The 26,723-nt window shown below is 64.2% G+C and carries 27 protein-coding genes; 11 read left to right on the forward strand and 16 right to left on the reverse strand.

Annotated elements, in window-relative coordinates; translation table 11 throughout:
* Window positions 1-47 precede the first annotated feature (47 nt).
* Window positions 48-194: a hypothetical protein gene (locus AC0L21_RS27705; protein WP_240543946.1), complete on the reverse strand. Its 147-nt coding sequence runs from the start codon at window positions 192-194 to the stop codon at window positions 48-50.
* A gap of 69 nt (window positions 195-263) precedes the next feature.
* Between AC0L21_RS27705 and AC0L21_RS27710 the strand changes: the two genes are divergently transcribed.
* From AC0L21_RS27710 to AC0L21_RS27720, 3 genes are all read left to right on the forward strand, one after another.
* Window positions 264-470: a YdcH family protein gene (locus AC0L21_RS27710; RefSeq protein WP_007596255.1), complete on the forward strand. Its 207-nt coding sequence runs from the start codon at window positions 264-266 to the stop codon at window positions 468-470.
* 120 nt (window positions 471-590) lie between these two features.
* Window positions 591-809, forward strand: a complete 219-nt coding sequence (locus AC0L21_RS27715; RefSeq protein WP_473264869.1) for a hypothetical protein — start codon at window positions 591-593, stop codon at window positions 807-809.
* Window positions 810-832: 23 nt separating this feature from the next.
* The gene (locus AC0L21_RS27720; protein ID WP_007596257.1) at window positions 833-1,084 is read left to right on the forward strand and encodes a hypothetical protein; all 252 of its coding nucleotides are present in this window, start codon (window positions 833-835) and stop codon (window positions 1,082-1,084) included.
* On the opposite strand, the gene AC0L21_RS27725 is transcribed toward AC0L21_RS27720, so the two are convergent.
* The gene (locus tag AC0L21_RS27725) at window positions 1,085-1,846 is read right to left on the reverse strand and encodes a GGDEF domain-containing protein (protein WP_473264870.1); all 762 of its coding nucleotides are present in this window, start codon (window positions 1,844-1,846) and stop codon (window positions 1,085-1,087) included. It lies immediately after the preceding gene.
* A gap of 141 nt (window positions 1,847-1,987) precedes the next feature.
* On the opposite strand from AC0L21_RS27725, the gene purE reads away from it, so the two are divergent.
* Complete coding sequence (gene purE, locus AC0L21_RS27730; RefSeq protein WP_473264871.1) at window positions 1,988-2,476, forward strand: 5-(carboxyamino)imidazole ribonucleotide mutase; 489 nt, start codon at window positions 1,988-1,990, stop codon at window positions 2,474-2,476.
* Window positions 2,473-3,579, forward strand: a complete 1,107-nt coding sequence (locus AC0L21_RS27735) for a 5-(carboxyamino)imidazole ribonucleotide synthase (RefSeq protein WP_473264872.1) — start codon at window positions 2,473-2,475, stop codon at window positions 3,577-3,579. Before purE ends, AC0L21_RS27735 begins: the two co-directional genes overlap by 4 nt.
* Before the next feature lie 36 nt (window positions 3,580-3,615).
* Here the strand turns inward: AC0L21_RS27735 and aqpZ are convergent, their stop codons facing one another.
* Window positions 3,616-4,338, reverse strand: coding sequence for an aquaporin Z (gene aqpZ, locus AC0L21_RS27740; protein WP_247401078.1), 723 nt, complete (start codon window positions 4,336-4,338; stop codon window positions 3,616-3,618).
* A gap of 259 nt (window positions 4,339-4,597) precedes the next feature.
* Here aqpZ and rpsU point away from each other — a divergent pair, with 259 nt between their 5' ends.
* Window positions 4,598-4,912, forward strand: coding sequence for a 30S ribosomal protein S21 (gene rpsU, locus AC0L21_RS27745; RefSeq protein WP_007614218.1), 315 nt, complete (start codon window positions 4,598-4,600; stop codon window positions 4,910-4,912).
* A gap of 125 nt (window positions 4,913-5,037) precedes the next feature.
* The gene (locus tag AC0L21_RS27750; RefSeq protein ID WP_473264873.1) at window positions 5,038-5,688 is read left to right on the forward strand and encodes a tetratricopeptide repeat protein; all 651 of its coding nucleotides are present in this window, start codon (window positions 5,038-5,040) and stop codon (window positions 5,686-5,688) included.
* 28 nt (window positions 5,689-5,716) lie between these two features.
* Here the strand turns inward: AC0L21_RS27750 and AC0L21_RS27755 are convergent, their stop codons facing one another.
* The 11 genes from AC0L21_RS27755 to AC0L21_RS27805 form a co-directional block, all read right to left on the reverse strand.
* Window positions 5,717-6,649: a hypothetical protein gene (locus AC0L21_RS27755; RefSeq protein WP_473264874.1), complete on the reverse strand. Its 933-nt coding sequence runs from the start codon at window positions 6,647-6,649 to the stop codon at window positions 5,717-5,719.
* A 92-nt stretch (window positions 6,650-6,741) separates the two neighbouring features.
* Window positions 6,742-7,026, reverse strand: a complete 285-nt coding sequence (locus AC0L21_RS27760; protein WP_473264875.1) for a cupin domain-containing protein — start codon at window positions 7,024-7,026, stop codon at window positions 6,742-6,744.
* A gap of 34 nt (window positions 7,027-7,060) precedes the next feature.
* Entirely contained in the window at window positions 7,061-8,155 is a 1,095-nt protein-coding gene (locus AC0L21_RS27765) for a calcium:cation antiporter (protein ID WP_473264876.1), read from the reverse strand.
* 50 nt (window positions 8,156-8,205) lie between these two features.
* Window positions 8,206-9,687, reverse strand: a complete 1,482-nt coding sequence (locus AC0L21_RS27770; RefSeq protein ID WP_473264877.1) for a sodium:proton antiporter — start codon at window positions 9,685-9,687, stop codon at window positions 8,206-8,208.
* Window positions 9,641-10,438, reverse strand: coding sequence for an alpha/beta hydrolase (locus AC0L21_RS27775; RefSeq protein ID WP_473264878.1), 798 nt, complete (start codon window positions 10,436-10,438; stop codon window positions 9,641-9,643). The genes AC0L21_RS27770 and AC0L21_RS27775 overlap by 47 nt, the downstream gene beginning before the upstream one ends.
* Window positions 10,439-10,595: 157 nt before the next feature.
* Entirely contained in the window at window positions 10,596-11,993 is a 1,398-nt protein-coding gene (locus AC0L21_RS27780) for an NAD(P)(+) transhydrogenase (Re/Si-specific) subunit beta (protein WP_007596277.1), read from the reverse strand.
* Window positions 11,994-12,035: 42 nt separating this feature from the next.
* Complete coding sequence (locus AC0L21_RS27785; RefSeq protein WP_007596278.1) at window positions 12,036-12,353, reverse strand: proton-translocating transhydrogenase family protein; 318 nt, start codon at window positions 12,351-12,353, stop codon at window positions 12,036-12,038.
* 11 nt (window positions 12,354-12,364) lie between these two features.
* Window positions 12,365-13,492: a Re/Si-specific NAD(P)(+) transhydrogenase subunit alpha gene (locus tag AC0L21_RS27790; RefSeq protein ID WP_473264879.1), complete on the reverse strand. Its 1,128-nt coding sequence runs from the start codon at window positions 13,490-13,492 to the stop codon at window positions 12,365-12,367.
* Between the two features lie 137 nt (window positions 13,493-13,629).
* Entirely contained in the window at window positions 13,630-13,782 is a 153-nt protein-coding gene (locus AC0L21_RS27795) for an aa3-type cytochrome c oxidase subunit IV (protein WP_007596280.1), read from the reverse strand.
* Window positions 13,783-13,967: 185 nt separating this feature from the next.
* Window positions 13,968-16,859, reverse strand: coding sequence for a cell division protein (locus tag AC0L21_RS27800; RefSeq protein WP_473264880.1), 2,892 nt, complete (start codon window positions 16,857-16,859; stop codon window positions 13,968-13,970).
* Window positions 16,860-17,070: 211 nt separating this feature from the next.
* Complete coding sequence (locus AC0L21_RS27805; protein WP_473264881.1) at window positions 17,071-19,008, reverse strand: M3 family oligoendopeptidase; 1,938 nt, start codon at window positions 19,006-19,008, stop codon at window positions 17,071-17,073.
* A 127-nt stretch (window positions 19,009-19,135) separates the two neighbouring features.
* Between AC0L21_RS27805 and AC0L21_RS27810 the strand changes: the two genes are divergently transcribed.
* From AC0L21_RS27810 to AC0L21_RS27820, 3 genes are all read left to right on the forward strand, one after another.
* Complete coding sequence (locus tag AC0L21_RS27810; protein ID WP_473264882.1) at window positions 19,136-20,629, forward strand: sigma-54-dependent transcriptional regulator; 1,494 nt, start codon at window positions 19,136-19,138, stop codon at window positions 20,627-20,629.
* Between the two features lie 347 nt (window positions 20,630-20,976).
* Window positions 20,977-23,148, forward strand: a complete 2,172-nt coding sequence (locus AC0L21_RS27815) for a L,D-transpeptidase family protein (protein WP_473264883.1) — start codon at window positions 20,977-20,979, stop codon at window positions 23,146-23,148.
* Between the two features lie 285 nt (window positions 23,149-23,433).
* Window positions 23,434-25,056 (forward strand): peptidoglycan L,D-endopeptidase MepK, encoded by a 1,623-nt coding sequence (locus tag AC0L21_RS27820; protein ID WP_473264884.1) that lies wholly within the window; start codon window positions 23,434-23,436, stop codon window positions 25,054-25,056.
* A 170-nt stretch (window positions 25,057-25,226) separates the two neighbouring features.
* On the opposite strand, the gene AC0L21_RS27825 is transcribed toward AC0L21_RS27820, so the two are convergent.
* Together AC0L21_RS27825 and AC0L21_RS27830 are read right to left on the reverse strand one after the other, a co-directional pair.
* Window positions 25,227-25,499, reverse strand: a complete 273-nt coding sequence (locus AC0L21_RS27825) for a DUF2312 domain-containing protein (protein ID WP_007596286.1) — start codon at window positions 25,497-25,499, stop codon at window positions 25,227-25,229.
* Between the two features lie 209 nt (window positions 25,500-25,708).
* A complete protein-coding gene (locus AC0L21_RS27830; RefSeq protein ID WP_473264885.1) occupies window positions 25,709-26,011 on the reverse strand; it encodes a DUF1244 domain-containing protein in 303 nt (100 codons plus the stop codon).
* 177 nt (window positions 26,012-26,188) lie between these two features.
* Between AC0L21_RS27830 and AC0L21_RS27835 the strand changes: the two genes are divergently transcribed.
* The coding region (locus AC0L21_RS27835; RefSeq protein ID WP_473264886.1) for a DUF1036 domain-containing protein at window positions 26,189-26,723 on the forward strand (535 nt) is incomplete at its 3' end.

A 26,723-nucleotide genomic window follows, 5' to 3' on the forward strand; every position in this document is an offset into this window, starting at 1 on the left:
TCGTTCTGTCGATGGATATCAGTCGTCGCAGTGTCATTTTTAGAAATTCATATGTAACGAAGCGTGAGTAAGGGAACCACGCGGGAAAAATCCGTGATATCAATGCGCTTGCGCAACGCCGGAGCGACCGCAGAAATATCTCGCGGGAGATCGGCGCGCGACAGCCCGAGATCGCTTGCGATCACGGCGCGCAAGGACGATAGTTTCCACAGGGCATCCACAGCCTTAATCTCACGCCTATCGGTTTTTCGGCCACCGCAGACATGACCAATGAAGATGCGCGCGAACTCGAATCCGAGCTCGCCCGGTTGCACCAGGAACACCGAGATCTCGATGTGGCGATCGATGCACTGCATCAATCGCCCGCCCCCGACCTGTTGCGGTTACAGCGGTTGAAGAAACGCAAGCTGTTGTTGCGTGACCGTATCGCGTTCATCGAAGACCAGATCACGCCCGACATCATCGCCTGATCCACAGGTAGAACTTTACGGCGGCCCCGCCGCACGTAAATCCGCTTGACTCGAAAGGAACAAAATAAGAACATTTGGACACCCAAGGCCCCCGGGGAAACCGTCCAAGGAAAAACGCAGATGTCGGCGACCGCCCTTCTCGACAACAGCCATTATGAACAAGCCTGCGATCAGGCGATCGCGATGTGCGACGGCAATCTGCGCAGCACCATCAAGGCGCTGATCGTGGCCAATGAATATCTGGAGGCCGAGCTGGAGGAATTGCAGGCGGCCATTTCCGCCGGCTGCATTCCGGAGATCTCGCGCAGCAAGATGCGGAGCAAGGGCAGCGCCGCCTGAGCTGTCAGCTATCGGAGCCGACCATGTCCGATGTCACCTATTACGTTGCATTACCCTTCCTGACCGACGAGGACGGATCGCCGGTCGCAGGTGCGGCCGAGGAATGCCAGACGGCGGCGGCCGCGTTACGGCGTGCCGAGGTTATGTCGCACGGCGCCGGCCACACCGGCGCCGTCGCGTTCAGCCGCAGCGGCGATCCCATGACGGGCGAATTCGGTGACGCCAAACTGCTCCGCAGCTTCGGCAACGTACCGAAGGACCTCGGCACGCTTTAACTAGCTGCTGACGAGCCTGATGCGCGGCTCGTGCCGCCGGTGCGCCTTGCGCACATACATCGCAGCATCGGCCTCCTCCAGGGCGCGCGCGGCGTCGGACTGCACCCCAAGCAGGGCGACACCGGCGGAAGCGCCCGCACTCACGTGCTGGCCGCGAAAGACAAAGGACAATTCGTCGACAGCCTGCTCGAAGGCCGCGGCCTTCGCCTTGGCGTCGGTCTCGCTGAGATTCCAGAGCAGCAGCGCGAACTCGTCGCCGCCGAGCCGGCCGACCACGTCGGAGGCGCGGATCTGCCGCGTCAGCGTGGTGGCAATCGCCTTCAGCACCTCGTCGCCGGCCGCATGGCCGAAGGAATCGTTGATCGGCTTCAGCCGATCGACGTCGAGCACGATCAGCGCGCCGCTGGCGCGGTAGCGCTTCATGTAGGCGACGGCGCGTGCGAGCTCGCGTTCGAAGCCGCGCCGGTTCGGAATTTCGAGCAGGAAGTCGGTGTCGGCGGCCGCCTCGAGCTCCGCGACCCGCCGCAGCGCCCCCTTGAGCTTGCTCCGGAGCTCGCGGATGGTCGCGTTGATGGCCGTCTTGATGACCTCCGTGGGGCCGTCATCGGCAGACGCTCCGCGTCGCGACGGCCTGGTCGGACGCTTGCCCGGACTGTTGGCCGGACTCTCGGCCGGACGCTTGAGAACAACTTTGGAACGGCCGGCGCTGGTCTTCGGGCCCCTTTTGGCCTTCGCAGCGCTCGCCCTTTTTGGTTTCTTCATGGGCATCCTGCTCAATGAAGGCTTGCGGGGATTCACCAAGACAGGATAGTTCATTCCCTTCTCCTTGCCACCGCCTTGCGAGCCACCGGCCGGAACCTTTAATCTGGCCTATCTTTCTGTTTTTCGAGCACAATTCACGTCATGACCGCGCCGATCGCCATCATCATGGGAAGCCAGTCGGACTGGGACACGATGCGGCATGCCGCCGACACGCTCGCAGGGCTCGGCGTTGCCGCCGACACCCGCATCGTATCGGCCCACCGTACCCCCGACCGACTGTTTACGTTCGCCAAAGGCGCCAAGTCGGCTGGTTACAAAGTCATCATCGCCGGCGCGGGTGGCGCAGCCCACCTGCCCGGCATGGCGGCGGCGCTGACGGAACTGCCCGTGTTCGGCGTCCCCGTCGAATCCAGGACGCTCAAGGGCATCGATTCGCTCTATTCGATCGTCCAGATGCCCGCGGGCATCCCGGTCGGCACCCTCGCGATCGGCAAGGCCGGCGCCATCAATGCGGCGCTGCTGGCGGCTGCCGTGCTGGCCTTGTCCGACCCGGCCTTGTCCGACCGCCTCGCCGCCTGGCGCAAGGCGCAGACCGAGGCCGTGGCCGAGCGCCCGGAGGACAAGGCGTGACTGACGCAAAGCAGGTGAAGCTGAAGCCCGGCGACACCATTGGCATCCTCGGCGGTGGACAATTGGGGCGGATGCTGGCCATGGCGGCGGCACGGCTCGGCCTGCGCTGCCAGGTGTTCTCGCCCGATCCGGACTCACCGGCCTTCGACGTCGTTCTGAATGCGACCTGCGCCGAATATGCCGATGTCGAAGCACTTGAGCTGTTCGCCAACGACGTCGACGTCATCACCTACGAATTCGAGAACGTGCCGTCCGCGGCCGCGATGGTGCTGGATGCGCGCCGCCCGGTGCTGCCCAACCGCAAGATCCTCGAGACCACCCAGGACCGGCTCGCCGAGAAGGATTTCGTGACCCGGCTCGGGATCGGCACCGCGGCCTATGCCGACGTCACCTCGGTCCCGTCATTGCGCGAGGCGATCACCAGGATCGGCCTTCCGGCGGTGCTGAAGACCCGCCGCTTCGGCTATGACGGCAAGGGCCAGGCTATCATCCGCGAGGGCGACGACATCGCGAAAGTGTGGACCAGCCTCGCCACCAAATCCGCGATCCTGGAAGCCTTCGTGCCCTACGAGCGTGAGATTTCCGTGATCGCCGCCCGCTCGGCCACAGGCCAGGTCGAGTGTTTCGACGTCACCGAAAACGAGCACCGCGACCACATCCTGAAGATCTCCCGTGCGCCCGCCCGGATCCCGGACGTGCTCGCCGAGGAAGCGCGCAGCATCGCCGGCAAGATCGCGGGCGCGCTCGATTATGTCGGCGTGCTTGCCGTCGAGATGTTCGTGCTCGCCAACGGCACCGGACCCAAGGTGCTGGTCAACGAGATCGCTCCGCGCGTGCACAATTCCGGACACTGGACGCTCGACGGTGCGTCCGTCTCGCAGTTTGAGCAGCACATTCGCGCCATTGCCGGCTGGCCTCTCGGCAAGCCCGTGCGCCACGGCGAAGTCGTCACCATGACCAATCTGATCGGCGACGAGATCAACGAATATGACAAGTGGCTGAGCGTGCCGGGCGCGACCGTGCACATCTACGGCAAGGGCGCGCCGCGCCCCGGCCGCAAGATGGGCCACGTCACCGAAGTGCGACCCACGACAGGCAAATAGCGGGACCGCGGCGCATGCCGCGATCCCGCTTTGCGATTACGCCGTCTTTGCGCCCGCGACGACGCCCGTGGGTTCATCGCTGAGCCAACGATAGATCACCCCGCCCAGCGCGCCACCGATCAGAGGCGCGACCCAAAACAGCCAGAGCTGCGACAGCGCCCAGCCGCCGACGAACAGCGCGGGCCCCGTGCTGCGCGCCGGGTTCACGGAGGTGTTGGTGACGGGGATGCTGACGAGATGGATCATCACCAGCGCGAGTCCGATCGCCAGCGGCGCAAAGCCCGCGGGCGCGCGGCCGTGGGTGGCGCCCATGATGATGAACAGGAACATCATGGTCATGACCACCTCGGTGAGGAAGCACACGATCATGCTGTACTGGCCGGGAGAATGGGCGTCGTAGCCGTTGGATGCGAACCCCTTGCTGACGTCGAAGCCGGGAGCTCCGCTTGCGATGACGTAGAGCAGCCACGCGGCCACGATCGCGCCGGCCACCTGTGCGATCACATAAGGCAGGATCTGTCCGGCCGGAAAACGTCCGCCGGCAGCAAGACCGACAGTGACGGCCGGATTGAGATGGCAGCCTGAGATGTGGCCGATCGCATAGGCCATGGTGACCACGCTCAGCCCGAAGGCGAGGGAGACACCGACCAGACCAATGCCAACCTGCGGAAAGCCGGCTGCGATCACAGCACTTCCGCAACCTGCGAATGTGAGCCAAAAGGTGCCGATAGCCTCGGCGGCGTATTTCTTCATATCCATGTGTCGTCCCCTGCTTTCAAATATTCCGGAACAAAGCTCCGGAAACGGCCCCACCCTTGGCGTCAAATCTCCCAAATCAGGGCCGCACAGAGGTATTTTGCCTCATTTAATGGCTGAACTTGGCCCGAAAACCCGCTTGGCCGGTGGACATCCCAAGTTTTGTCTGATACATCCGCGCCCTCAAGGTTAAGGGCTTGTGCGTTTCGCCATCCCTTTGACTTACCAGAATTCAAATCCGATCCACTGAAGAGGATGCCGCGTGCAGGTTCTCGTTCGCGATAACAATGTCGATCAAGCCCTCAAGGCGCTGAAGAAGAAGATGCAGCGCGAGGGTATTTTCCGCGAGATGAAGCTCCGCGGTCACTACGAAAAGCCCTCCGAGAAGAAGGCCCGTGAAAAGGCCGAAGCCGTGCGTCGCGCACGCAAGCTGGCCCGCAAGAAGCTGCAGCGCGAAGGCCTGCTGCCGATGAAGCCGAAGCCGGTGTTCGGCGCCGGCCCCGGCGGTGATCGTGGCGGTCGCGGTGGCCCCGGTGCTGGTGCAGGTGCAAGTGCCGGTCCGCGCGGACCGCGCTGATTTACCGGACTTGAGAGACTTCAGTTTTCGATGACGCGGGCCCCTGGCCCGCGTTATTGTTTTGTGAGCGGTGCCTTGCTGGGATGGGGCACTCCCGATGCGGCACTAGCGCGAGCGAACCGTAGATGGCCTCCCCTTTCCCCAAGCGCGGCTTGGCGCGGTTACGCCGGATCTTGCTGCAGCCGTTTGCGCTGGCCTTGATGGGGATTTGGCTGTGCGGCTGCTCCTTCGATCTGGGATCGCTGACGCCGGAGAAGGAGAAGCCGCAGGAGGCACCCAAGGCAGCTACGACCGCCGAGAACGTGGTCAGCGCAGTCAACGTCAGCGAAGCCCAGGCCCATACGGCCAAGGCCCAGGCCCTGGCAAAGTCCGGCGAGACGGCAGCCGCGCTCGATGAATTCAACCACGCGGTCGGACTCGATCCCTACAATGCGCAGGCGCTCTATGGCCGCGCCTTGATCTACCAGGGCAAGAACCAGCACGATTTCGCGATCGCCGATTTCAGCGCCGCGAGCGGACTCAACCCGCAGAAGGTCGAGCCCCTGCTCGGCCGGGCCGTCAGTTATCTCGCCCTCGGCAAGGTCAAGGAGGCCGCGGCCGATCTGGATGAGGCTTCCGACGCCGATCCCCACAATGCCCAGGTCTGGACCATACGCGGCCAAGCCTATGAACGGCTGGGCGACAGGACCAAGGCGGCGGCGTCCTACACCAAGGCGGTCTCGCTTCGCCCACGCGACGACGCCGCCCGCAGCGGCCTCGCCCGCGTCGGCGGCTGACGATTCTGGCGCAGCCGCAAGCGCGGTCTTAATCCGGGGTGACGCTCTTCGGCAGAACGGAATGGAACATGGACTTGACGCCCGACAGCATGTCGTCAGCGACATTGGTCTTCGGCCGCGGCATGGACGCGCCGGCATCGGCGCGCAGATCGAGCGGGGGCGCAATCATCGGGACCGGAATGTCGGCCGGGGGCGTCAGCCGATTCGGGTTCTCGTTGCCGACCGAGGCGGTATAGGGCGGGCTCGGCTGCGACGAGCCGCTATTGCCATAGGCTTCGGTTGCGGGTGTCGAGACCGTGATCGGCGGCGGCAACGGACGCACCGATGACTGATCCAGGGGGATGATACGCGGAGCCTCCGGGCTGCGGGCGGCTTCGCGCACCGCAGGCTCTTGAATCTTCTCGGGCGCCTTGCTCTCGGAAGACTTGGTCTCTGAAGACTTGGCCTCAACGGCTTTGCCCTCAGGCGACTTGCGCAGGCGCTCGATCGCGGCGCGCACGAGATCGTTGGCGTCGGGGGTTGCGGCCGGCGCGGCAGCAGCCGGCGCCGAATTGGCCTCCACCACCGGGGTGGCAGGAGCGGGTGCACTGACGGCCGGGGTGGACTTCGCGACTGCCTTGTCGCGCGCGGACGGCTTGCCGCGCGGGGCGGCCTCGGCCGGTGCCACGTCTGCCGTAGAAGTCTTCGACTCCGCGGCGGGCTGATCGGCAGCCTTCTCGGTCGCCGGCTTGTCCGTCACCTTCTTCTCGGAAATGCCCTTGGCCTTGACGCCGGGCGCGGGCAGGTTGGCCACATCGGCGGGCTTGCCGTTCTTGCCGACCTCGGCAGGCGCCATCACGGCCGCGGGTGCATCCGCCGCCGGCTTGGCGTTGATGTAATGATTAACGATATACGCCCCGATGATCGTTGCGAGCACCGAGGGGAAGATGTCCATCGAGATTTTAGCGATGTATTTCAGCATTCCGGCCACTCCCCGCGCGATCTGATGCGGGAACTTTGAGGCATAGTGAGGGATCAACTGCGACGGATCAATGGCAAAGGGGTACGCCGGACTTACGACTTCAGCTCAACTTCAAGGAACACGATCTCGGTTGCGGTTTCGTTAAGCACATCGTGCTGGACGCCGGCCTTGCGAAAATAGGATTTCCCGGCCGCAAGCTGCGCTTTGGACCGCTCGCCATTGGGTGCCACGATAGTCATTTCCCCTGCGACCACGGGAACAATGACGTAGTCCATGCCGTGGGTGTGATGCCCGGTGGCGCTGTCTGGCGCGAGCCGCCACTCGGTCACCCGAACCTGCTCATTGTCGACCTGAACTTCGGACTTGGCGGCAAGCATCGGAACTCTCCTGGGGCATATCCGGAAAACCGGTTCAGGGCACGAAAACCATGAACACGTAGACAGCAAATACCACCATATGGACCAGCCCGAACAGGACATTGGTCCTGCCCGTACCGAAGGTCAGCATGCTCAGGAAGAAGGTCAGGAGCAAAAGCACGCTGCCCTGCTCGCTGAGGCCAAGCGTGAGCTCCTTGTCGAGTGCATAGGTGGCGACACCGACGGCCGGGATGGTCAGCCCGATGGTGGCGAGCGACGAGCCGAGCGCGAGATTGATGCTCTTCTGGAGGTCGTTCTTGCGGGCAGCCGACACCGCCGCGACGCCTTCCGGCAGCAGGATCAGGAGCGCGACCAGAAGTCCGGCAAAGGCAGGCGGCGCACCGATCCTGGCCCCGACGGCGTCGACCACCAGCGAGAATTTCGACAGCAGCACAACCGCCAGCAGCGCGATCAGCAGCAGCACGATGCTGAGCACCATGGTCCGGCCCGACAGATGCGCCTCGCCGCTGCCGCCGCCCGCCCGTTCGTGAACGAAGTAATCCTTGTGCAGTACGGTCTGGGTGTAGAGAAACACCCCATACAGCGCGAGCGTGACCACGTCGACGAAGCCGAGTTGAGCCGCCGAATAGACCGGACCCGGCGTGGTGGTCGTGTAGTTCGGCATGATCAGGGTAATGGTCGCGAGCGCGAACAGCACGCTGAGATAGACGTTGGCGCCGGAGAGCTGAAAGCCCTGCTCGCGATAGCGCAGGCCGCCGATGAAGATGCAGAGCCCGACGAGGCCATTGCAGACGATCATGACCACGGCGAACACGGTGTCGCGCGCCAGTTCCGGGGCCGGCTTCTCGCCCAGCATGATCGTGGTGATCAGCGCCACCTCGATGATGGTGACCGCGAGCGTCAGCACCAGCGTGCCATAGGGTTCGCCGACCCGCTCGGCGATCACTTCGGCATGATGGACCGCGGCAAACACCGTGCCGAACAGGATGACGAGGAGCACGAGGGCGAAGACGAGCCCGCCGAACGACAGCGTGAACACATAGCCCGTCGCGCTGACGGCCGCGAACAGCAGCACGGCCAGCGCCGGAAAGATCCAGGCCGACCGAGGCATCGGATTGTGCGTGCTCATCCACCGGCTCCAATTGCTTCAGTCGAGCAGTAGCAAATCGGCCGGCAGATTCAATGCCAGCGCAGGATCGGAGCGAACGGCAGCAGCGTCAGCAGCACGAATAGCGGGATCAGCACCGCGCTGGCGCGCACGAAATAGCCGAAGAAGCTCGGCATCTCGATGCCGTTCTCGCGAGCGATGCTGCTCACCATGAAATTCGGCGCGTTACCGATATAGGTAAGCGCGCCCATGTAGACTGCGCCCATGGAGATGGAGGCGAGCGTACCCGAGAGCTCGTGCATCATCACCTGCGGGTCCCCACCGGCCAACTCGAAGAACAACAGATAGGTCGGCGCATTGTCGAGGAACGCCGACATCAGACCGGTGAACCAGAAATAGGCAACCTCGCGCGGCGTGCCGTCCGGCGTCGTCACGGCCGACAGCAGCCAGGCGAACGCGCCGTGATGGCCGGCATTGAGCATGGCGATGACCGGGATGATCGCGATAAAAATGCCGGCGAACAGCTTTGCGACTTCGCGGATCGGCTCCCAGGTGAAGCCGTTGGCCTGCCTGTGCTCGTCCGGCGTCAACCACACCGACAGGCCCGCTATGGCCAGCAGCGCCGCGTTGCGGGCGATATCTTCCAGCTCCAGCCTGGTTCCGAGAATGTCGAAGGCGATGCCGGGCTTCCACATCGCCGAGGCCAGCAGGCTCGCGACGATGGCTGCGATCAGCACCAAATTGACGAGGCCGCGGATGCGGACCGGCTTCGCGGCGCCGGCGGTGCCGAGCAAGGGTTCGCTACGGAAGCGCCAGACGTCGATGACGACGAAGATCGCGAGCAGCAGTCCGGCAACGATCGCCGTCTGCAGCCAGATCGTCCGCGTGGTCCAGAAGAAGTCGACGCCATGCAGGAAGCCGACGAACAGCGGGGGATCGCCGAGCGGGCTCAGCGCGCCGCCGACATTGGCGACCAGGATGATGAAGAAGATGACGACATGGGCGTTGTAGCTCCGCGACCGGTTGGCGCGGATCAGAGGGCGGATCAGGATCATGGCCGCCCCGGTGGTGCCGACGACGCTCGCCATCACCGTACCGAGCGCAAGGATGCCGGCGTTGGCCGCCGGCGTCGCCTTGATGTCGCCCGTCACGAGAATGCCCCCGGCCACGACATAGAGCGAGAACAGCAGCACGATGAAGCCGAGATATTCGGCGAGCATGGCGTGAACGAGCGCCGCCAGCGTCGCCATACTCCCAGCGAGGATGACGAGCGAGGCGAGTGCCAGCAGCGACCATGCCGCGGCGATCTTGCCGTAATGATGGTGCCAGAATCGTGCAAACAGCAGCGGGCCGAGCGCGATCGACAGCAGGAGGCCGGCAAAGGGCAGCGCATAGGGCCAGCCCATCGCCGCGCCGTCGAGCCCGGTCGCAGCCCATGCGTGCTGTGGCAACAAAACGAGGACGATCGCGGCAATGAACCCGCTCGCGCGCCTAACGACAAGCCGTCTAGAAAGCAATGAAGCGCCTCGCCGTTTCAATCGCACCGAACGCATCGAGATTGTCGTGTCCACCGCCTGCAAAGCGAACAAACTGCTTCGGTTCGTGCGCAAGCGCGAACAGACGCTCTCCGAACACGATCGAAATGGCAAGGTCATTGGTGCCATGCATCACCAATAGCGGCACAGTGACGCGCGGGATGCGCTCGTCGGAATGAAATGGATCGCGCATCAGCAGACGCACCGGAACGAACCAGAACGATGAAGCTGCAATGTCGGCCGTCGACGTATAGGGCGCTTCCAGGATGAGTTTTCCAATTTGATGCTCCGAGGCGACCGCGACCGCCACGCCGGTCCCGAGCGAAAAGCCCCAGGCGGCGATTCGTTCCGCCGCGTAGCGCGCGGTGGTGAAGGCATAGGCGGCCGCGGCATCGCGCAGCAGGCCGGCCTCACTCGGCGCCCCGCTCGAGCCGGCATAGCCGCGATAGGACAGCGCAACGAGGCCGGTGCCGTCCGCCGTCATGGCCTTGAAACGGCTGATGCGACCGGCGAGATAATCGCCATTGCCCGGAAAATACAGGATCACGGGACGACCCGGCTTCGCCGGCACGTGCCAGACGATGACCTTCTCGCCGTCGGAGGTGGTCAGGACGTGCTCTTCGGCCTCAGGGAGGCCCGCGGCGTCCGGCGCGGTGCGACCGACCGGCGGGATCGGAAACAGCATCTCGCGCTGCCTGACATACAGCACGATGAGACCGGCGCAATAGACGGTCACGAACAGGATGGCGATCCACTTGACGATGGTCATGATGACACGGCCCGGCCCCCGTCGGGGCTTTGCACCGGCTCCGCAGCAATTTCATGACCTCGCGGGAGGCGCGCCGGCCGCACGCCGCCTGGTGAGCGGTGCGCCATGCGACGCGCTGTTCGCGCGTCGCTTTGGCAATCGCCCGCTTGCCTCGGCGCTACATCGCCTTGACGATATTCTCGGTGACCTTCTTGGCGTCGCCGAGCAGCATCATGGTGTTGTCGCGATAGAACAGCGGATTGTCGATGCCGGCATAGCCCGACGCGAGCGAGCGCTTGATGAACATCACGGTGCCGGCCTTCCAGACCTGGAGCACGGGCATGCCGTAGATCGGCGAGGTCTTGTCCTCTTCGGCCGCGGGATTGGTGACGTCGTTGGCGCCGATCACGAAGGCGATATCGGCCTGCGCGAATTCGGAGTTGATGTCCTCGAGTTCGAACACCTCGTCATAGGGCACGTTGGCTTCGGCCAGCAGCACGTTCATGTGGCCGGGCATGCGGCCGGCGACCGGGTGAATGGCGTATTTCACCTCGACGCCTTCCTTCTTCAGGACGTCGCCCATTTCGCGTAGCGCATGCTGGGCCTGCGCCACGGCCATGCCGTAGCCGGGCACGATGATGACCTTCTGCGCGTTCTTCATGATGAAGGCCGCATCATCCGCCGAGCCGAGCTTGGCCGGCTTCTGCTCGCCGCCGCCACCGCCGGCCGCCGCGGTCTCGCCGCCGAAGCCGCCGAGGATGACCGAGATGAAGGAGCGGTTCATCGCGTGGCACATGATGTAGGACAGGATCGCGCCGCTTGATCCCACCAGCGCGCCGGTGATGATCAGCGCGGAATTGCCGAGGGTAAAGCCGATGCCGGCCGCGGCCCAGCCCGAGTACGAGTTCAGCATCGAAATCACGACCGGCATGTCGGCGCCGCCGATCGGGATGATCATGAGGACGCCGAGCGCCAGCGCGATGATTACGATCAGCCAGAAGTCGAGCGCGCTGCCCGACATCACCAGCCCGACGATGAAGACGACGAGCGCGATCGCCAGCGCGATGTTGATGATGTGGCGGAACGGCAGGATGATCGGCGCACCGCTCATCCGCGCGGACAGCTTCAGGAACGCGATCACCGAGCCGGTGAAGGTCAGCGCGCCGATGGCGACGCCGAGCGACATCTCGACCAGGCTCTGCGGATGGATGTTGCCGGGGCTGCCGATGTCGAAGGCCTCCGGCGCGTAGAACGCACCGGCGGCGACCAGCACCGCGGCCATGCCGACCAGCGAATGGAACGCGGCGACCAGTTCCGGCATCGAGGTCATCGGCACCCGGCGGGCGATCACCGCGCCGACGCTGCCGCCGATCGCGATGCCGAGGATCACGAGGATCCATGCGAGGCCGTCCGCCGGCGGATGGCTGGCCAGCGTGGTGGCGACCGCGATCGCCATGCCGATCATGCCGAAGAAATTGCCCTGCCGCGATGAGGCAGGGCTGGACAGCCCGCGCAGTGACAGGATGAACAGCACACCCGCCACGAGATAAAGAACTGCAGCCAGATTGGCGTTCATCTCAGGTCCCCTTTGTCTTCGTCACCCCGAGGTGCACGCCGCTCACTTCACTTTCTTCTTGTACATCGCCAGCATGCGCTGGGTGACAAGGAAGCCGCCGAAGATATTCACGCAGGCGAAAATGAGCGCGATGAAGCCGAAGCCGCGCGCCCAGCCCGAGCCGCTCGAGATCATACCGACGCCGACCGCGAGCAGCGCCCCGACCACGATCACCGAGGAGATCGCGTTGGTGACGCTCATCAGCGGCGTATGCAGCGCAGGGGTCACCGACCACACCACGAAATAGCCGACGAAGACGGCGAGAACGAAGATCGACAGCCGGAAGACGAAGGGATCGACGACTTGTGCAATATGCTCCATGACGGCTCTCCTTACGCTTTCGGCTGGAAATTCGGGTGGATGACGGCGCCGTCCCTGGTCAACGCGGTCGCTTTGACCAGCTCGTCGTCCCAGTTCACGGCCAGCGCCTTGCTGGTCTTGTCGACCATCGTTTCGATGAAGTTGAACAAATTGCGCGCGTAGAGGCTGGAGGCCGACGCGGCGACGCGGCCGGCGACGTTGGTGTAGCCGACGATCTTGATGCCATCGACATCGGCGACTTCCCCCGCCTTGACGCCTTCGACATTGCCGCCGCGTTCGACGGCGAGATCGACCAGCACCGACCCCGGCTTCATCGACTTGACCATGTCGGCCGTGACGAGCTTCGGCGCAGGCCGGCCCGGAATCAGCGCGGTGGTGATCACGATGTCCTGCTTCTTGATATGCTCGGCGGTGAGCGCGGCCTGCTTGGCCTGGTACTCCTTGGACATTTCCTTGGCATAGCCGCCCGCGGTCTGTGCGTTCTTGAATTCCTCGTCCTCGACGGCGAGGAATTTCGCACCGAGCGATTCGACCTGCTCCTTGGTGGCGGGCCGGACGTCGGTTGCGGTGACGACGGCGCCGAGACGGCGCGCGGTCGCGATCGCCTGGAGGCCGGCGACGCCGACGCCCATCACGAACACTTTGGCGGCGGGCACCGTGCCGGCTGCGGTCATCATCATCGGGAAGGCGCGTCCGAAGGCCTCGGCGCCCTCGATCACGGCGCGGTAGCCGGCGAGGTTGGCCTGCGAGGACAGCACGTCCATCACCTGCGCGCGCGTGATGCGCGGCATCAATTCCATCGCGAAGGCGGAGACGCCGGCATCGGCGATCGTCTTCAGCGCGGCCTCGTTGCCGTAGGGGTCCATGATGGCGATGACCAGCGCGCCGCGCTTGTACTGCGCGAGCTCGGAGGCTTCAGGGCGCTTCACCTTGATGATGATGTCGGCGTCCTTCAGCGCGTCGGCGCTGACGGTGGCGCCCACGGCGGTGAATTCGGAGTCCGGCAGACCCGACTTGAGGCCGGCGCCCGGCTCGACGGCGATCTCGGCGCCCAGCGCCTTGAACTTCTTCACCGTATCCGGCGAAGCGGCGACCCGCGGCTCCGACGGATCGATTTCCTTGGCAACGGCGATCTTCATAGGCCCTCCGGCGACGCGGGAAAGAGCGCGCACGCGAACTTAGCGTTACTCCCGCAACGTTGGATACCGGTTTTCAATCCGGCTTGATTGCAAATTTTATGGGCACCGACGACGCTGGCGGTGCTGCAGGAGATGGATCAGGTCAGGAAGATCGCCATCAGGATCACGATAAGCGCGACCGAGACCGTGCCGTACTTCACCAGCTTGATGAAGCCCTCGTAGGTCTGCTCGTGGGCAACGTAGTCGTTGCCGTCGGCGGTGCTGTACGCCACTTCGCTATGGTCAGCCATGAATTGTCCCCAGTCGAAAGTCGAATTTCATGGCTGGGATACCGCAAACTTTCGGGCAGGGCAACGGCAGGCAGGCGCGGTTTCCCGGCAAATCGGGTCATTTGGAATTCCGATTGGCGGAATCCCGCTCAGACCGGAGGTCCGCCCGTTGCAGGCGATCTCCGGTGCCACGAGCCGAAGGCCTCTCAGCGCAGGCCGAGCGCCCGGCGGACTGCGCCGATCGGCTCCACCTTGCTATCGCAGAAGTTTCGCTTTGCGCAGCGTTCTCCCGGAACGTTGACGACGATCGCATCTGCCCCCGCATCCTCAGTGAGAAAGCCGTGGGTCATGTGGAAACCCAGCGCGCGGTAGACCTCGAACTGCTCCTCCGAGAAGAACTGGTCACCGGTGGTTTCGTGCGGGAAGGTGTCGTTGCGGCGTGCATAGTCGCGGATGTAGTCGTTCTCGTCTCCGGTCAGGGACGATTTGATGTACACGAGGTACCCCTTTTCCCCCGAGCCGTAGTCGATGGTGCCGACCGCCATGTGCGGTCCGCCCGCGGCGTGCCGGGCCGCGCCCGGGGATTTGGCTGCGTTGCACTTCATCCACTCGCGCGTCGTGTTGCGGATCGGGGTCCACGGCAGGTCGATGATGATCCCGAGATCGATGCGCGCATAACGCTGCAGCGTCACCAGAGACGAGAAATTCATCGGCGCATCGGCTTCGGCGTCAACCGCGATGATCACCTTGCAGCGTCGTCGCAACAACTCGTAGACACCGAGATTCTCGATGTGTCCGCCGTCCGTCAGGTAGACCGCATCGGCATTCTCGTAGAGCCGGCCCGAGATCTCAGACCATAGAAACAAAGGGGTCGAGTGGTGCTGCGGCCTGTCCTTTGTCGAGACCCAGCGCGGGTTCTTCAACCAGTACCCGAGGCGCACGTTGAGGAGCGCCAGGGTCGGGGTCAGCGAGCGGATCGACCCCGAGCCCATGTTCGACGAAGCGGCGGCCCCGGAGATCGCCATCGCGGTCGCAAGATCGAGGCCCAGCGCGACCTTCTCGAACGCCGGTGTATTCGCATAGCCGGTGGCCTCGCTGCCGACGTGCAGCGGCGAGAATATGAAGAAATCAGCGTTCCGTCCCCGCCGATTGGCGAAGTCGGATCCTTGGATGTTCAGGGCGGCGTTGATGATGGGATATGGCGAGGCCAGGCTGCTTTTTTTCGATGTCGTGACCGTCATCGCTCCCGCTGGATCGACGCCGTAGTCCAACTGATGCAGCAGACCGCTCAGCTTCTCCTCGTCGAGCGGAAGGAAATCCCTCCCCTGGTCCAGGCTCGGCATGTTCCGCGACGGCTCCCCGTCGGCGTAGTAGAGCGGATTGAACAAGAAGGCCTTGCTGAGGCGATCACGATAGAGCCGGTGCAGCGAATTGGCATTCGGCCCGAGGATCCACGACAGGCTGAATAGGGCCGAGCCCGAGAAGAAGTAGAGCAGCACCATCCGCCAGCTGACACTGTTGCCGAACTGGTACTTCGACCAAGTGAATGTGCCCGGGGACTGCAATGACGCAACGGAAAACAGCCATGGGGGGATGTGCGAGATCGGCCCCACCGGCTTGGAGGCGACGACCTTTGCTTCGCTATTGGTGATCTCTGCCGAGAGCTTACGCGTCGCCGAGTCGAACTGGACATTTCCCTTGACGTCGACACCGGCCGCGGGCGGCACGGGTTGCACGCCAGCCGCTCCCCACTCCTCGATCATGGGGTATTGGCGGTAGGCGGCGTCGAGCGTCTTGTCGTTCGCGATGCCCCAATAGCAAAGATAGAGATATCCGACCCAGATCAGTAAGGGCAGCGCCAGTCCCGCGACAAGCACGGCTGCTTTCGCCGCATGGGCGAGCAGGCGTGGGCCAAGGTCCGAGGCGCCGGCGCCCTTCAGCAGGTCGGCGAATTGCTGCCGGAACAGCGTGACGGCCGCCGCAACCGGCGCAGTAATGGCCGCAAGCGATTGGAGCCATTTGATTGCAACACCCCCAATGATGCCGCCGGACTGAGCCGTGTTGGCGTCGGCGAGGTCGAACATCTGGGCGATCATGAAGGGCTGAAATTCGAAGAAGCAGATGGCGGCAAGCAGAACGAGATAGGTCGCGCCGACAGTCGACGGATAGCCGCGGAATTCACCTCCCTTGGTCGACGAAATCGAGCGCAGCACCGCCCAGCCGAAGAAAAGCACGAGGCCGAGCAGGAGCGCTGCAAGCGAAAGCCCAAAGTGATCGACGTTCAGGCAGCTGGCGATCGCGCAGATGAGTCCCAGCGCAAACGCAAGACCGGCCAGGTAGCGAAAAAGCTCGCGCCGCCCGAATTTGAAAAGGCGCCCGACCAACAAAAGCAGCAAGGCGGCAACAAGGCCGCCAAGAAAGAAGGCAGGCATCAATCCCAGGCTGGAGAGGGGACCAAGATTGCTGGTGTCGTCGACGCTCAGCCCGAAGAAATTGGTCGTATAGAGTGACGAGCGTGCGGCGTTGGACAGGATCGTGATCACGGCAACGAGCAGTACGACCGGCAGCGTCAGGCTCAGATTGGCAACGAGTCCACGCACGACGATTGCGACGCCGGTGATCAGATCTCGCGCGCCGGCCGGAACGAGGTAGTTCGAGTAGTTCCGGATATGGCCCACCGCAGGCGTGTCACTGATCTCATTGGCGCTCTCGGCGCCAGGTGTCGGCGTGCTTCCGAACACGAAATTCTGCGCCCGCGTCATGGTCGCCGTGAACGAACAGCCGGTGTAACCGCCGCCCGATACGGTCGACAGATAGTCGATGTGCTTGATCAGCCCGTGGTGATTGAAAGCCTGCAAGACGCCGAGGCAGATTGCGGAGGATCGGATTCCGCCGCCCGACAACGCAAGGCCGACCGTGTCGATCGCCTTTTCGTCGCCAGGGTATGCGACGGGATCTATGCCTTGGGCGCGGCGGCGGTTGTTGATGGCTGCGAGCTCGCGCTTGACGATCTTGCGGTGCTGCGTCCCCCACAGCTGCTGTTCCTCCACAGCCCGTGGCGGCTCCACCTTGGGGTCTGGGGCACTGATCCTGGCCATGTTCGCCTCCCTGGCAAAGCACACCACGACGATCAACAATCACAGATTGCATTACAGGCCGAAACCGCCCGCAAGAATTAGTCTGGCTTTAGGCACAAACGTTCAATGTGCAGGGCGGGAACTATACAACCGGCATCGCCCGTCGCCGGAACAACAGGACACTCGGACGGCCGACCCGACCTGCTCGCTGCAGCGCCGAAGACGGCGCGGCTCAGCCCATCGCTTCCAGCTCGTCGATCATGCCGGCGATGACGCTCAGGCCTCCGTCCCAGAACTTTGGATCCTTGGCATCGAGCCCGAACGGCCGCAGCAGCTCGGAATAATGCTTGGTCCCGCCGGCGGCGAGCATGTCGAGATAGCGCTCGGCAAAGCCTTCGGCCGCGTTCTCGTAGACGGCGTAGAGCGAGTTCACCAGACAATCGCCGAACGCATAGGCATAGACGTAGAACGGCGAATGGATGAAGTGCGGGATGTACATCCAGTAGTTCTCGTAGCCCGCTTTGATTTCGATTGCCGGCCCGAGGCTCTCGCCCTGCACCGAGAGCCAGATCTCCCCGAGCCGCGTCGCGGTGAGCTCTCCGTTCTTGCGTTCGGTGTGGACCGCGCGCTCGAAGGAATAGAACGCGATCTGCCGCACCACGGTGTTGATCATGTCCTCGACCTTGCCGGCGAGCAGCGCCTGGCGCTGCTTTGCGCTTTTGGTCTGCGCCAGCAGCCGCCGGAAGGTCAGCATCTCGCCAAACACGCTTGCGGTCTCCGCCAGCGTCAGCGGCGTCGGCGCCATCAACGCGCCGTTCCTGGCCGCCAGCACCTGGTGCACGCCGTGGCCGAGCTCATGGGCGAGCGTCATCACGTCGCGCGGCTTGCCCTGGTAGTTCATCAGCACGTAGGGGTGCGCGGACGGCGTGGTCGGATGCGAGAAGGCACCCGGCGCCTTGCCCGGGCGCACCGGCGCATCGATCCAGCGGTCGGTAAAGAAGCGCTCGGCGATGTCAGCCATCTTTGGCGAGAAGCCGCGATAGGCGGTGAGCACCATGTTTCGCGCGTCGGGCCAGCCGATCACGTCGGTCGCCGCAAAAGGCAGCGGCGCGTTGCGGTCCCAATAGGCCAGGCGCTTCCTGCCGAACCAGCGGGCCTTCAGCGCGTAGTAGCGATGCGACAATTTTGGATAGGCCGCGCGCACCGAGGCGACCAGCGCATCCACCACCTCGCGCTCGACGCGGTTGTTGAGATGCCGGGAATCCGCCACGTCCTTGAAGCCGCGCCAGCTGTCGGAGATGTCCTTGTCCTTGGCCAGAGTGTTGGTGATCAGCGCAAAGGTGCGCTCATTCGCCTTGAAGGTCTTTGCGAGCGCCTCTGCCGCGGCCTTGCGCTTGGCGCCGTCGCGGTCCTGCAACAGATTGAGCGTCGGCTCGATCGCGAGCTCCTTGGACCCGACCTTGAAACGCAGGCCCGAGATGGTTTGGTCGAACAGTCGGTTGAAGGCTGAATAGCCGGTCTGCGCCTTCTCCAGGAAGAGCTGCTCGAGCTTGTCGTCGAGCTGGTACGGCTTCTCCTTGCGCAGGTCCTCGATCCAGGGACGGTAGTGCGCGAGCTCGGTGGCCTGCATCGCGCGGTTCAAAATATCGTCATCGACGCGATTGAGCTCGAGCGCGAAGAACAGCAGATGCGTCGATGCCGCCGTCAGGCGCTCGGAAACGTCGCCGTAAAACTTTGAAATCGCAGAGTCCACGCTGTCGCCGGCATGAACGAGGCCGGCGTACGAGCCGAGCCGGCCGGCGAGGTCGTCGATCGCCTCATAGCGTCGCACGGCTTCGGCGAGCCATTTTCCGCCATCTTCCTTTGCTGTTCCTGTTGCGAGCTTGCCCTTGTAGTCCGTCTCGAACGCGACGCAATCGGCATCCATCTTTTCGAGATCGCGCGCCACTTCCGGCGCATCGATCCCGGAATAGAGGTCGGCGAGGTTCCACTCCGGAAGCTTGCCGGTCTTGCTCGCAGGCTTGGCGGGTGAAGGCTTGGCGGGTGAAGGCTTGGCGGGTGAACGCTTGGAGGGTTTTGCCTTGGCTGCGGATGTCTTGGTGTTCGGCTTGCGGAGAGCGGGCTTGCTAGCGGCGGACTTCTTAACTGCAGACTTGGAGCGCGAATTCATTGTGTGGGAAACCTGTGTTCAACAAGCGCGACGGCGGGCGGGGGCATCAGGATTTAACAGTGCGTTAATCGGCTTCGGCCAGAGTGCCCCGATTCGAGACAGATAGTAGTAGCGTGCGGGGAACACCATGGCTGCCAGTATTTTGATCGCCGACGACGACGCTGTAGCCCGCCGGCTGGTCGAAAACATGGTGCAGAAATGCGGCTATGAGACGATCGTGGTGGACTCCGGCGACGCGGCGATTGCCGCCCTCACCGCCCCTGACGCGGCCATCGACGGCGTCATCCTCGATCTCGTGATGCCCGGCCTCGACGGCATGGGCGTGCTGGCGAAAATCCGCGAAGCGGGTCTCAGCATCCCCGTGATCGTGCAGACGGCCCATGGCGGCATCGACAATGTGATCTCGGCGATGCGCGCGGGCGCGGCCGATTTCGTGGTCAAGCCGGTCGGCCTGGAGCGGCTCCAGGTCTCCCTTCGCAACGCGCTCAATTCGTCCGCGCTCAAGGGCGAATTGCAGCGCATCCGTCACAGCCGCGAGGGCCGGCTGACCTTCTCCGACATCATCACCCGCGCCGAGGCGATGGCGGGCGTGATGCACGCGGCGCAGAAAGCCACCAACTCATCGATCCCGGTGCTGATCGAGGGCGAGTCCGGCGTCGGCAAGGAGATGTTCGCGCGCGCCATTCATGGCAGCGGCGAGCGCAAGGCAAAACCGTTCGTCGCGGTCAATTGCGGCGCGATCCCCGACAACCTGGTCGAGTCCATCCTGTTCGGTCACGAGAAGGGTGCCTTCACCGGCGCCGCCGAACGCCACACCGGCAAGTTCGTCGAAGCCCATGGCGGCACGCTGTTCCTGGACGAGGTCAGCGAGCTGCCGCTGGCCGCGCAGGTCAAGCTGCTTCGCGCGCTCCAGGAAGGCGCGGTCGAGGCGGTCGGCGGCCGCAAACCCGTGAAGGTCGACGTCCGCATCATCTCGGCGACCAACCGCAGGCTGCTTGAGCGGGTCAAGCAGGGCCACTTCCGGGAAGATTTGTTCTACCGCCTGCACGTGCTGCCGCTGACGATCCCATCGCTGCGCGCGCGGCGCGAGGACATTCCGCATCTGCTCAGGCATTTCCTGGCGCGCTTTGCCGCCGAGGAGAACCGCCCCATCACCGGCATCAGCGGCGAGGCCGTTACGCACCTCGCCCAGCTCGATTGGCCCGGCAACATCCGCCAGCTCGAAAACGCGGTCTACCGCGCCGTGGTGATGAGCGACGGCGACCAGCTTGGCCTTGACGACTTCCCCCTGATCGCCTCGCAGCCGCATCCCGGAACAGACATTCCGACGGCTCCGCTGATGCTGGAGCCGATCGCGGCCCCCTCCGTCATATCAGGTAATGAAATACCGATCGCGCCACTGCCCTTGGCGGGCGCCCTCTCAATGCTGACCGCGACCGGCGAAGTCCGGCCGCTGGAGGAGATCGAGAACGAGATCATCCGCTTCGCGATCTCGCATTACCGCGGGCAGATGTCGGAGGTCGCCCGTCGCCTCAAAATCGGCCGGTCCACCCTCTACCGCAAACTCGATGAGGCAGGGGTTCCCGGCCATGGCGGCAAAAGCGGTGAGGAGACGCACTGAGCCTGACGCGAACGGAGGTTCGTCCGGGCGGAGCGATACGACTGTAAGCCGTTCGTACGACGACGGAATTCGACTGCGATTTGAACCGTGACTTGGAAGTGACAGACACAGGGAAAAGCGCGTGTCAGAAGCGCACAATCCGTTGCCAAGAGGCTTGCTTGAAGTCAGTTTGTCGTGAGTTGTCCCGGGTAGCGCTGGCTGCGAAATCGGGGCCTGTATATCGTCTGCGTAGGATTCGTTGCGTGCAGGCGTGCAACTTTCGAGAGGCCGGCGCGGTTTAGCCGAAGCTCAATAGGCGATAACGAAGCTGTTCCACGGGGGACAGTTCACCCGAGGGGTGCGACACAATGCGTGACTGTTTGAACCACCGTGCAGGCTTTGACCGCGTCTTGATGACGGTCGCGGCGACCTTCCTCACGGTATCGGCCAGCTCGGCCCTTGCGCAGGATCAGGCGCGCAGCAGCGCTGCCGAGCTCGCGATCGAAGCCGCGATCCCGCGCCCCGAACCCGCAAACGTCCCGCCCCCGACCGCATCCGACATCAAGCTCGACACCACCGCCACGGTTCAGGACTCGGCAAAGGAGCCGGTCAAGGAACCCGTGAAGGCCGAAGCCGCTCCCGCGCCGGACAAGGTCGAGACCAAGCCTTCCGACGTCGCCACCACGCCGGCGACCGAGGCGCCGAAGAGCGAGACGGCGAAGACCGAACCTGCCAGGACCGAACCTGCCAAGGCCGACACGGCGACAACGCCGGCCGCGCCCGCCACCGCTGCGGCTTCGGAGCCGGTGAAGGCCGCGAGCAACATTCCCGCGGCCGACCAGCCGGTCGCTGACAAGCTCAAGGACATCATTGGCGCCAAGACTGCGCGCTATTTCGACCGCAAGAACGAACGCGCGGCGATCGAGAAGTTTTACGGTGCACGCGACTTCGCGCCGGTCTGGACCCAGGGCGGCAGCCTGACCGCGGCGGCCAAGGGCGTGATCGCACGACTGAAGGATGCTGCGTCCGACGGTCTCAATCCCGCCGACTACCCGCTGCCGGACTTCGCGGCCGCCACGACACCCGACACGCTTGCCGATGCCGAGCTCAAGCTCACCGCCAGCATGTTCGACTATGCGCGCCAAGCCCAGAGCGGCCGCATGCACTGGTCGCAGGTCAGCGGCGACATCCTCTATCCCGAGCATCCGGTCGATCCGAACGAGGTGCTCGCCAAGGTCACGACCGCAGCCGACGCCTCCGCGGCGCTCGACAGCTACAATCCGCCGCAAAAACTCTACAAGGAGCTGAAGGCGAAGCTCGCGGAGCTCCGCGGCCAGGGTAACGGCCCGGTGATCGAGATCGCCGATGGTCCGGCGCTGAAATACACCCCGGCCCGCAAGAAGCAGGCTGAAATCGTCGTTGAAGATCCGCGCGTGCCGCAGCTGCGCGCCAAGCTCGGCATCGCCGAGAACGCCAACGACACCCGCTATGACGCGGCGGTCGCCGAAGCCGTGCGCAAGTTCCAGAACAGTGCCGAGCTCAAGGCGACCGGCATCCTCGACGACAAGACCGTCAAGGCGATCAACACTCCGAAGCGCGACAAGCAGATCGACGTGGTGCTGGTGAACATGGAGCGCTGGCGCTGGCTGCCGCGCGACCTGGGCGTGCCCTCGCTCGGCGATGCCTACGTCATCCTCAACATTCCCGACTACACGCTCAAGGTGATGCAGCGCGGCCAGCAGGTCTGGACCACCCGCGTCGTCACCGGCAAGCCCGGCACGCATGCGACCCCGCTGCTCACCGAGACGATGAAGTACATCACGGTCAATCCGACCTGGAACGTGCCGCCGTCGATCGTCTACAACGAATATCTGCCGGCGCTTCAGCAGGACCCGACCGTGCTCCAGCGCATGGGTCTCAAGCTCGAGCAGAACCGCGACGGCTCCGTGCACATCTCGCAGCCGCCCGGTGAAGCCAATGCGCTCGGCCGCATCCGCTTCAACTTCCCGAACAAGTTCCTGGTCTATCAGCACGACACGCCGGACAAGAACCTGTTCGCCCGGGACGAACGCGCCTTCAGCCACGGCTGCATGCGCGTGCAGAACCCGGATCAGTACGCCTCGGTTCTGCTCAACATCGCGATGCCGAACGAGAAGTACACGCCGGAGCGCGTGCGCAGCATGTACGGTAAGAGCGAGATCGACCTGAAATTCCCGACCCCGATCCCGGTCAACATCACCTATCAGACCGCATTCGTGGACGATGGCGGCAAGCTGCAATTCCGCAAGGACGTCTATGGCCGCGACGCGACCATGATCAACATCCTGAAGAACGGTCGCGGCAAGGATCTCGAGAACGTCGTCGCGCACTCCCAGCCGAGCTATTCACGCCCGGCAACGACGCTGCCGAACGGAGTGTTGGCAGCAAACAATGGCGGCTCGTCCGGCCCGAATTTCTTCGAGCGGCTGTTCGGCGGTGGGGCCCCTGCCCAGCCGCCGGCCCCAGTCGGCCGCAAGCCCCAGCGGGTGTTCACTCGCTGAGTCCTGCTCAGCGTGTCACTTCTTGAAATTCCGCAATAAAATCAGCGACCTCATCCTCTGGTTGGGGTCGCTTAACGTTAACCATTCTCCACCTGACGTCGGGCAGCGGGCGTTTTTTTGCCACACTCACCCGGTTAGGATTGTAGTCTGACTTGGTTTGGGGGGCGAGAAGGTCAACCTCGAATTAACCTTCTCGCTTTAACAAAGCGTTCATCCTCTTTCGCGCGCTAACGGGGTTAGCGGGAGAGTCCATTTTGAACGCTGGTCGACTGGGTGGGCTCTAACGTGCTGACTGGAATCGCACGCCAATTCGCTGTGCTGTCGTTGTCCCATGCGGGAGTGAAGGCCGGATCCCGGATCGGCCTCGCTGCCGTATTGCTGCTTGCTGCCGCGGGTTCGGTTCACAACGCCGCCGCGCTCAACGAGACCAAGACGCTCTCCTTTCACCACACCCATTCCGGCGAAGACCTCACCGTCACCTTCAAGCGCGACGGGCGCTACGACGAAGCGGCACTGAAGCAGCTCAACCATTTCCTGCGCGACTGGCGCACCCAGGACGAGACGGTCATGGACCGTCACCTCTTCGATATCCTCTGGGAAGTCTATCGCGACGTCGATGCCAAGCAGCCGATCCAGATCATCTCCTCCTACCGCTCGCCCGCCACCAACGCCATGCTCCGCCGCCGCTCCTCCGGCGTGGCGCGCTTCAGCCAGCACATGCTGGGGCATGCGATGGACTTCTACATCCCGAACGTGCCGCTGGAGCAGATCCGCTTCGCCGGCCTGCGCCTCCAGCGCGGCGGTGTCGGCTTCTACCCGACCTCCGGCTCGCCGTTCGTACATCTGGACACCGGCAGCATCCGGCATTGGCCGCGCATGACGCATGACCAGCTCGCCCGGGTCTTCCCGGACGGACGCACCGTCCATGTCCCGACCGACGGCACGCCGCTGAAGGGCTATGAGCTCGCCAAGGCCGAGATCGAGCGGCGCGGCAGCGGCGAGGATTCCGGCAGCAAGTCGAATTTCTTTGCCAGCCTGTTCAAGGGCAAGCCGGCTCCGATCGCCACGAGCAACGACGAGGATGACGAGGGCGCGCCCGCTCCGGCCGCGAAGCCTGTCGCGCCGACCGTGGTCGCCGCCGCGACCAAGCCGGCCGATCCGGTGCCGACGCCGCGCGCCAAGCCGTCAGTCGCGGCGACGATTCAGCTCGCCTCAGCCGATGCGCAGATGGTCGCGCTGCCCAAGTCGAAGCCAGCGCCCGTGGCTGACAAGCCGGCCGCCGGCAAATCTGCTGACGCAAAGCCTGAGACCCCTGCCGACATCATCAATGCCCGCGGCTTCTGGGACGCCCCGGCTACGCCGCAGCAGGCGACGCCAGCTCAAGTGGCTGCGCTGAAGGCACGGCAGGCGCTTGCCGCCGCCACCGATCCGCAGCCGACCGCGAGTGTGTCCAGCGCCGCCTATCAGGCCCTGGCCTACGCGCCGGCGTCCGCCTCCCCCGTCGACCGCGCCAATGTCGTCGCCGCCTCCGCGCCGATCCCGCGCTCCGCCCGTCCCGCCGCCGCGTCGCGCAACGTTGCGCCCGCGACCGAGATCAACACGGTGGTCGGCAAGCGCGTCGACGGCATGGTCGCAACCGCGACCCGGCTCTCCGCAGCCAAGGGCGAAAGCATCTGGCTCAAGATCGTGATGCTATCGCCGAGCGCCAGCCGCGCGATGTCGGTCACGCTGATGGGCGAGCTCGACACGGCCGCAATGCGCGCCTACTTCGTCAAGCCGCAGTCCGTGATCGCCATGGGTTTTGCCGACGATCCGATGCAGGGCCTGTCCTGCGACAGTTTCTCGGGCACCGCCACCGCCAAGCTCGAGACGACGTCCTTCGTCATGCGGACCGCCGCGCTGCGCTGAGGCTGATAAGCCGCGCCCTTACCAAAATCTCTGTCGTCGTCCTGGCAAAGGCCAGGACCCGTACCGCGTGATCCATCTGGCTCACGCGGTACGGATACCAAGCGACGAATTTTCGCCAAACTGCTCCCTGGGATAATGGGTCCTGGCCTTCGCCAGGACGACACCGGGGCTCAGATCATCCCCAGCGCTTGCATGTAGGTCTCGAGGATCGTCTCGGCCTCGGCGCGCTCGTTCGGGTCCTGCTTGCGCATGCGCACGATGGTGCGCAGTGCCTTGACGTCGTAGCCGTTGCCCTTGGCCTCGGCGAACACGTCGCGGATGTCGTCGGAGATCGCCTTCTTCTCTTCCTCCAGCCGCTCAATGCGCTCGATGATGGACTTGAGCTGGTCCTTGGCAAATTTCGTCGCGGGCTCGTCGTCGCGGACGGCGGCGGAGGTGGCCATCTTGGTACTCCCAATGGAACTGGCAAAACGAGGTGACGCCGGCATCCTCACCGCGCGTGCTGGTTAGACCCTTAGGGTTCGGATCACTCGCGTTCAAGGCAGCATCGCGCTCGTCCACAGCGCGCCCACACCTTCCTTGGGCGCGTTGAAGAAAGCTGTTGTGTGATGCGACTCAAGGGCACCGCATATCGGGCTGCCGGCGAGGCCGTTCAGTGCCCGGGATGAACCTTCTTCATGGCATCGAGCTGCTCAGGCGTGGCCGCGCCCTGGTATTTCGCCTTCCAGGCCTCGTAGGGCATGCCATAGACGGCTTCCCGGCTCTCATCCTTGCTCAAGGCGACGCCTTGGGCGTCGGCGGCGTCCTTGAGCCAGTTGGACAGGCAGTTGCGGCAGAAGCCTGCGAGATTCATCAGGTCGATGTTCTGGACGTCTGTCCGCGTCTTCAAATGATCGACCAGGCGCCGGAAAGCGGCAGCCTCGAGTTCCGTTCTGGTTTTGTCGTCGATTGCCATGGCTGGATCCCTCGGCTTTGCGAGTTGGCTGTGATCTGGATGGGTCACCCTTACGAGATCAGGTGGGGCCTGTCACAGATTTTGCCATATCGCGGCGCAAAGGGGCGCGAAGCCGGCTTCGGGCAGTTCCCGGGCCCTACGCCAAATCGTCAATGATCTGATATAGCTTCCGCGACAATGATCGCCGAATCTCCCCGCTCCCGCCTTCGCCTGCTCGCCCGGTTGGTCCCGGTGCTGGTGGTTGGCCTGCTGTGCCTCTGGGCCAGCCCGGCCTCCGCCGATTTCCGGCTTTGCAACAACACGTCGAGCCGCGTCGGCATCGCGCTGGGCTACAAGGATGCCGAGGGCTGGACCACCGAAGGCTGGTGGAACATCTCGTCGCGCTCCTGCGAGACGCTGCTGCGGGGAACGTTGGTGGCCCGCTTCTATTACATCTACGCCATCGACTATGACCGCGGCGGCGAATGGTCGGGCCAGGCTTTCATGTGCTCGCGCGACAAGGAGTTCACCATCCGCGGCACCGAGGATTGCCTCGCGCGCGGCTATGACCGGACCGGCTATTTCGAGGTCGATACCGGCGAGCAGCGGGCCTGGACGGTGCAGCTCACCGATGCCAACGAGCAGCCGTCAAAGCAGCAGCGCGTACCCGGCCTCCCCGGCCCGGTTGGCCCGGGGGTTCCGGGTTTGCCCAATGGCCCGCCCGGTGGTACGC

The organism is Bradyrhizobium sp. WSM4873 (genome assembly GCF_055811355.1).

Bases quoted from the DNA above. Each gene is read 5' to 3' on its own strand.
- AC0L21_RS27765 (WP_473264876.1), bottom strand. From the start codon at position 8,155: ATGAGCACGCACAATCCGATGCCTCGGTCGGCCTGGATCTTTCCGGCG.
- AC0L21_RS27715 (WP_473264869.1), top strand. From the start codon at position 591: ATGTCGGCGACCGCCCTTCTCGACAACAGCCATTATGAACAAGCCTGC.
- AC0L21_RS27805 (WP_473264881.1), bottom strand. From the start codon at position 19,008: ATGAATTCGCGCTCCAAGTCTGCAGTTAAGAAGTCCGCCGCTAGCAAG.
- purE (WP_473264871.1), top strand. From the start codon at position 1,988: ATGACCGCGCCGATCGCCATCATCATGGGAAGCCAGTCGGACTGGGAC.
- AC0L21_RS27770 (WP_473264877.1), bottom strand. From the start codon at position 9,687: ATGCGTTCGGTGCGATTGAAACGGCGAGGCGCTTCATTGCTTTCTAGA.
- AC0L21_RS27725 (WP_473264870.1), bottom strand. From the start codon at position 1,846: ATGAAGAAACCAAAAAGGGCGAGCGCTGCGAAGGCCAAAAGGGGCCCG.
- AC0L21_RS27785 (WP_007596278.1), bottom strand. From the start codon at position 12,353: ATGGAGCATATTGCACAAGTCGTCGATCCCTTCGTCTTCCGGCTGTCG.
- AC0L21_RS27780 (WP_007596277.1), bottom strand. From the start codon at position 11,993: ATGAACGCCAATCTGGCTGCAGTTCTTTATCTCGTGGCGGGTGTGCTG.
- AC0L21_RS27775 (WP_473264878.1), bottom strand. From the start codon at position 10,438: ATGACCATCGTCAAGTGGATCGCCATCCTGTTCGTGACCGTCTATTGC.
- AC0L21_RS27825 (WP_007596286.1), bottom strand. From the start codon at position 25,499: ATGGCCACCTCCGCCGCCGTCCGCGACGACGAGCCCGCGACGAAATTT.
- AC0L21_RS27800 (WP_473264880.1), bottom strand. From the start codon at position 16,859: ATGGCCAGGATCAGTGCCCCAGACCCCAAGGTGGAGCCGCCACGGGCT.
- AC0L21_RS27810 (WP_473264882.1), top strand. From the start codon at position 19,136: ATGGCTGCCAGTATTTTGATCGCCGACGACGACGCTGTAGCCCGCCGG.
- AC0L21_RS27710 (WP_007596255.1), top strand. From the start codon at position 264: ATGACCAATGAAGATGCGCGCGAACTCGAATCCGAGCTCGCCCGGTTG.
- aqpZ (WP_247401078.1), bottom strand. From the start codon at position 4,338: ATGGATATGAAGAAATACGCCGCCGAGGCTATCGGCACCTTTTGGCTC.
- AC0L21_RS27750 (WP_473264873.1), top strand. From the start codon at position 5,038: ATGGCCTCCCCTTTCCCCAAGCGCGGCTTGGCGCGGTTACGCCGGATC.
- AC0L21_RS27815 (WP_473264883.1), top strand. From the start codon at position 20,977: ATGCGTGACTGTTTGAACCACCGTGCAGGCTTTGACCGCGTCTTGATG.
- AC0L21_RS27755 (WP_473264874.1), bottom strand. From the start codon at position 6,649: ATGCTGAAATACATCGCTAAAATCTCGATGGACATCTTCCCCTCGGTG.
- AC0L21_RS27830 (WP_473264885.1), bottom strand. From the start codon at position 26,011: ATGGCAATCGACGACAAAACCAGAACGGAACTCGAGGCTGCCGCTTTC.
- AC0L21_RS27760 (WP_473264875.1), bottom strand. From the start codon at position 7,026: ATGCTTGCCGCCAAGTCCGAAGTTCAGGTCGACAATGAGCAGGTTCGG.
- AC0L21_RS27795 (WP_007596280.1), bottom strand. From the start codon at position 13,782: ATGGCTGACCATAGCGAAGTGGCGTACAGCACCGCCGACGGCAACGAC.
- AC0L21_RS27720 (WP_007596257.1), top strand. From the start codon at position 833: ATGTCCGATGTCACCTATTACGTTGCATTACCCTTCCTGACCGACGAG.
- AC0L21_RS27790 (WP_473264879.1), bottom strand. From the start codon at position 13,492: ATGAAGATCGCCGTTGCCAAGGAAATCGATCCGTCGGAGCCGCGGGTC.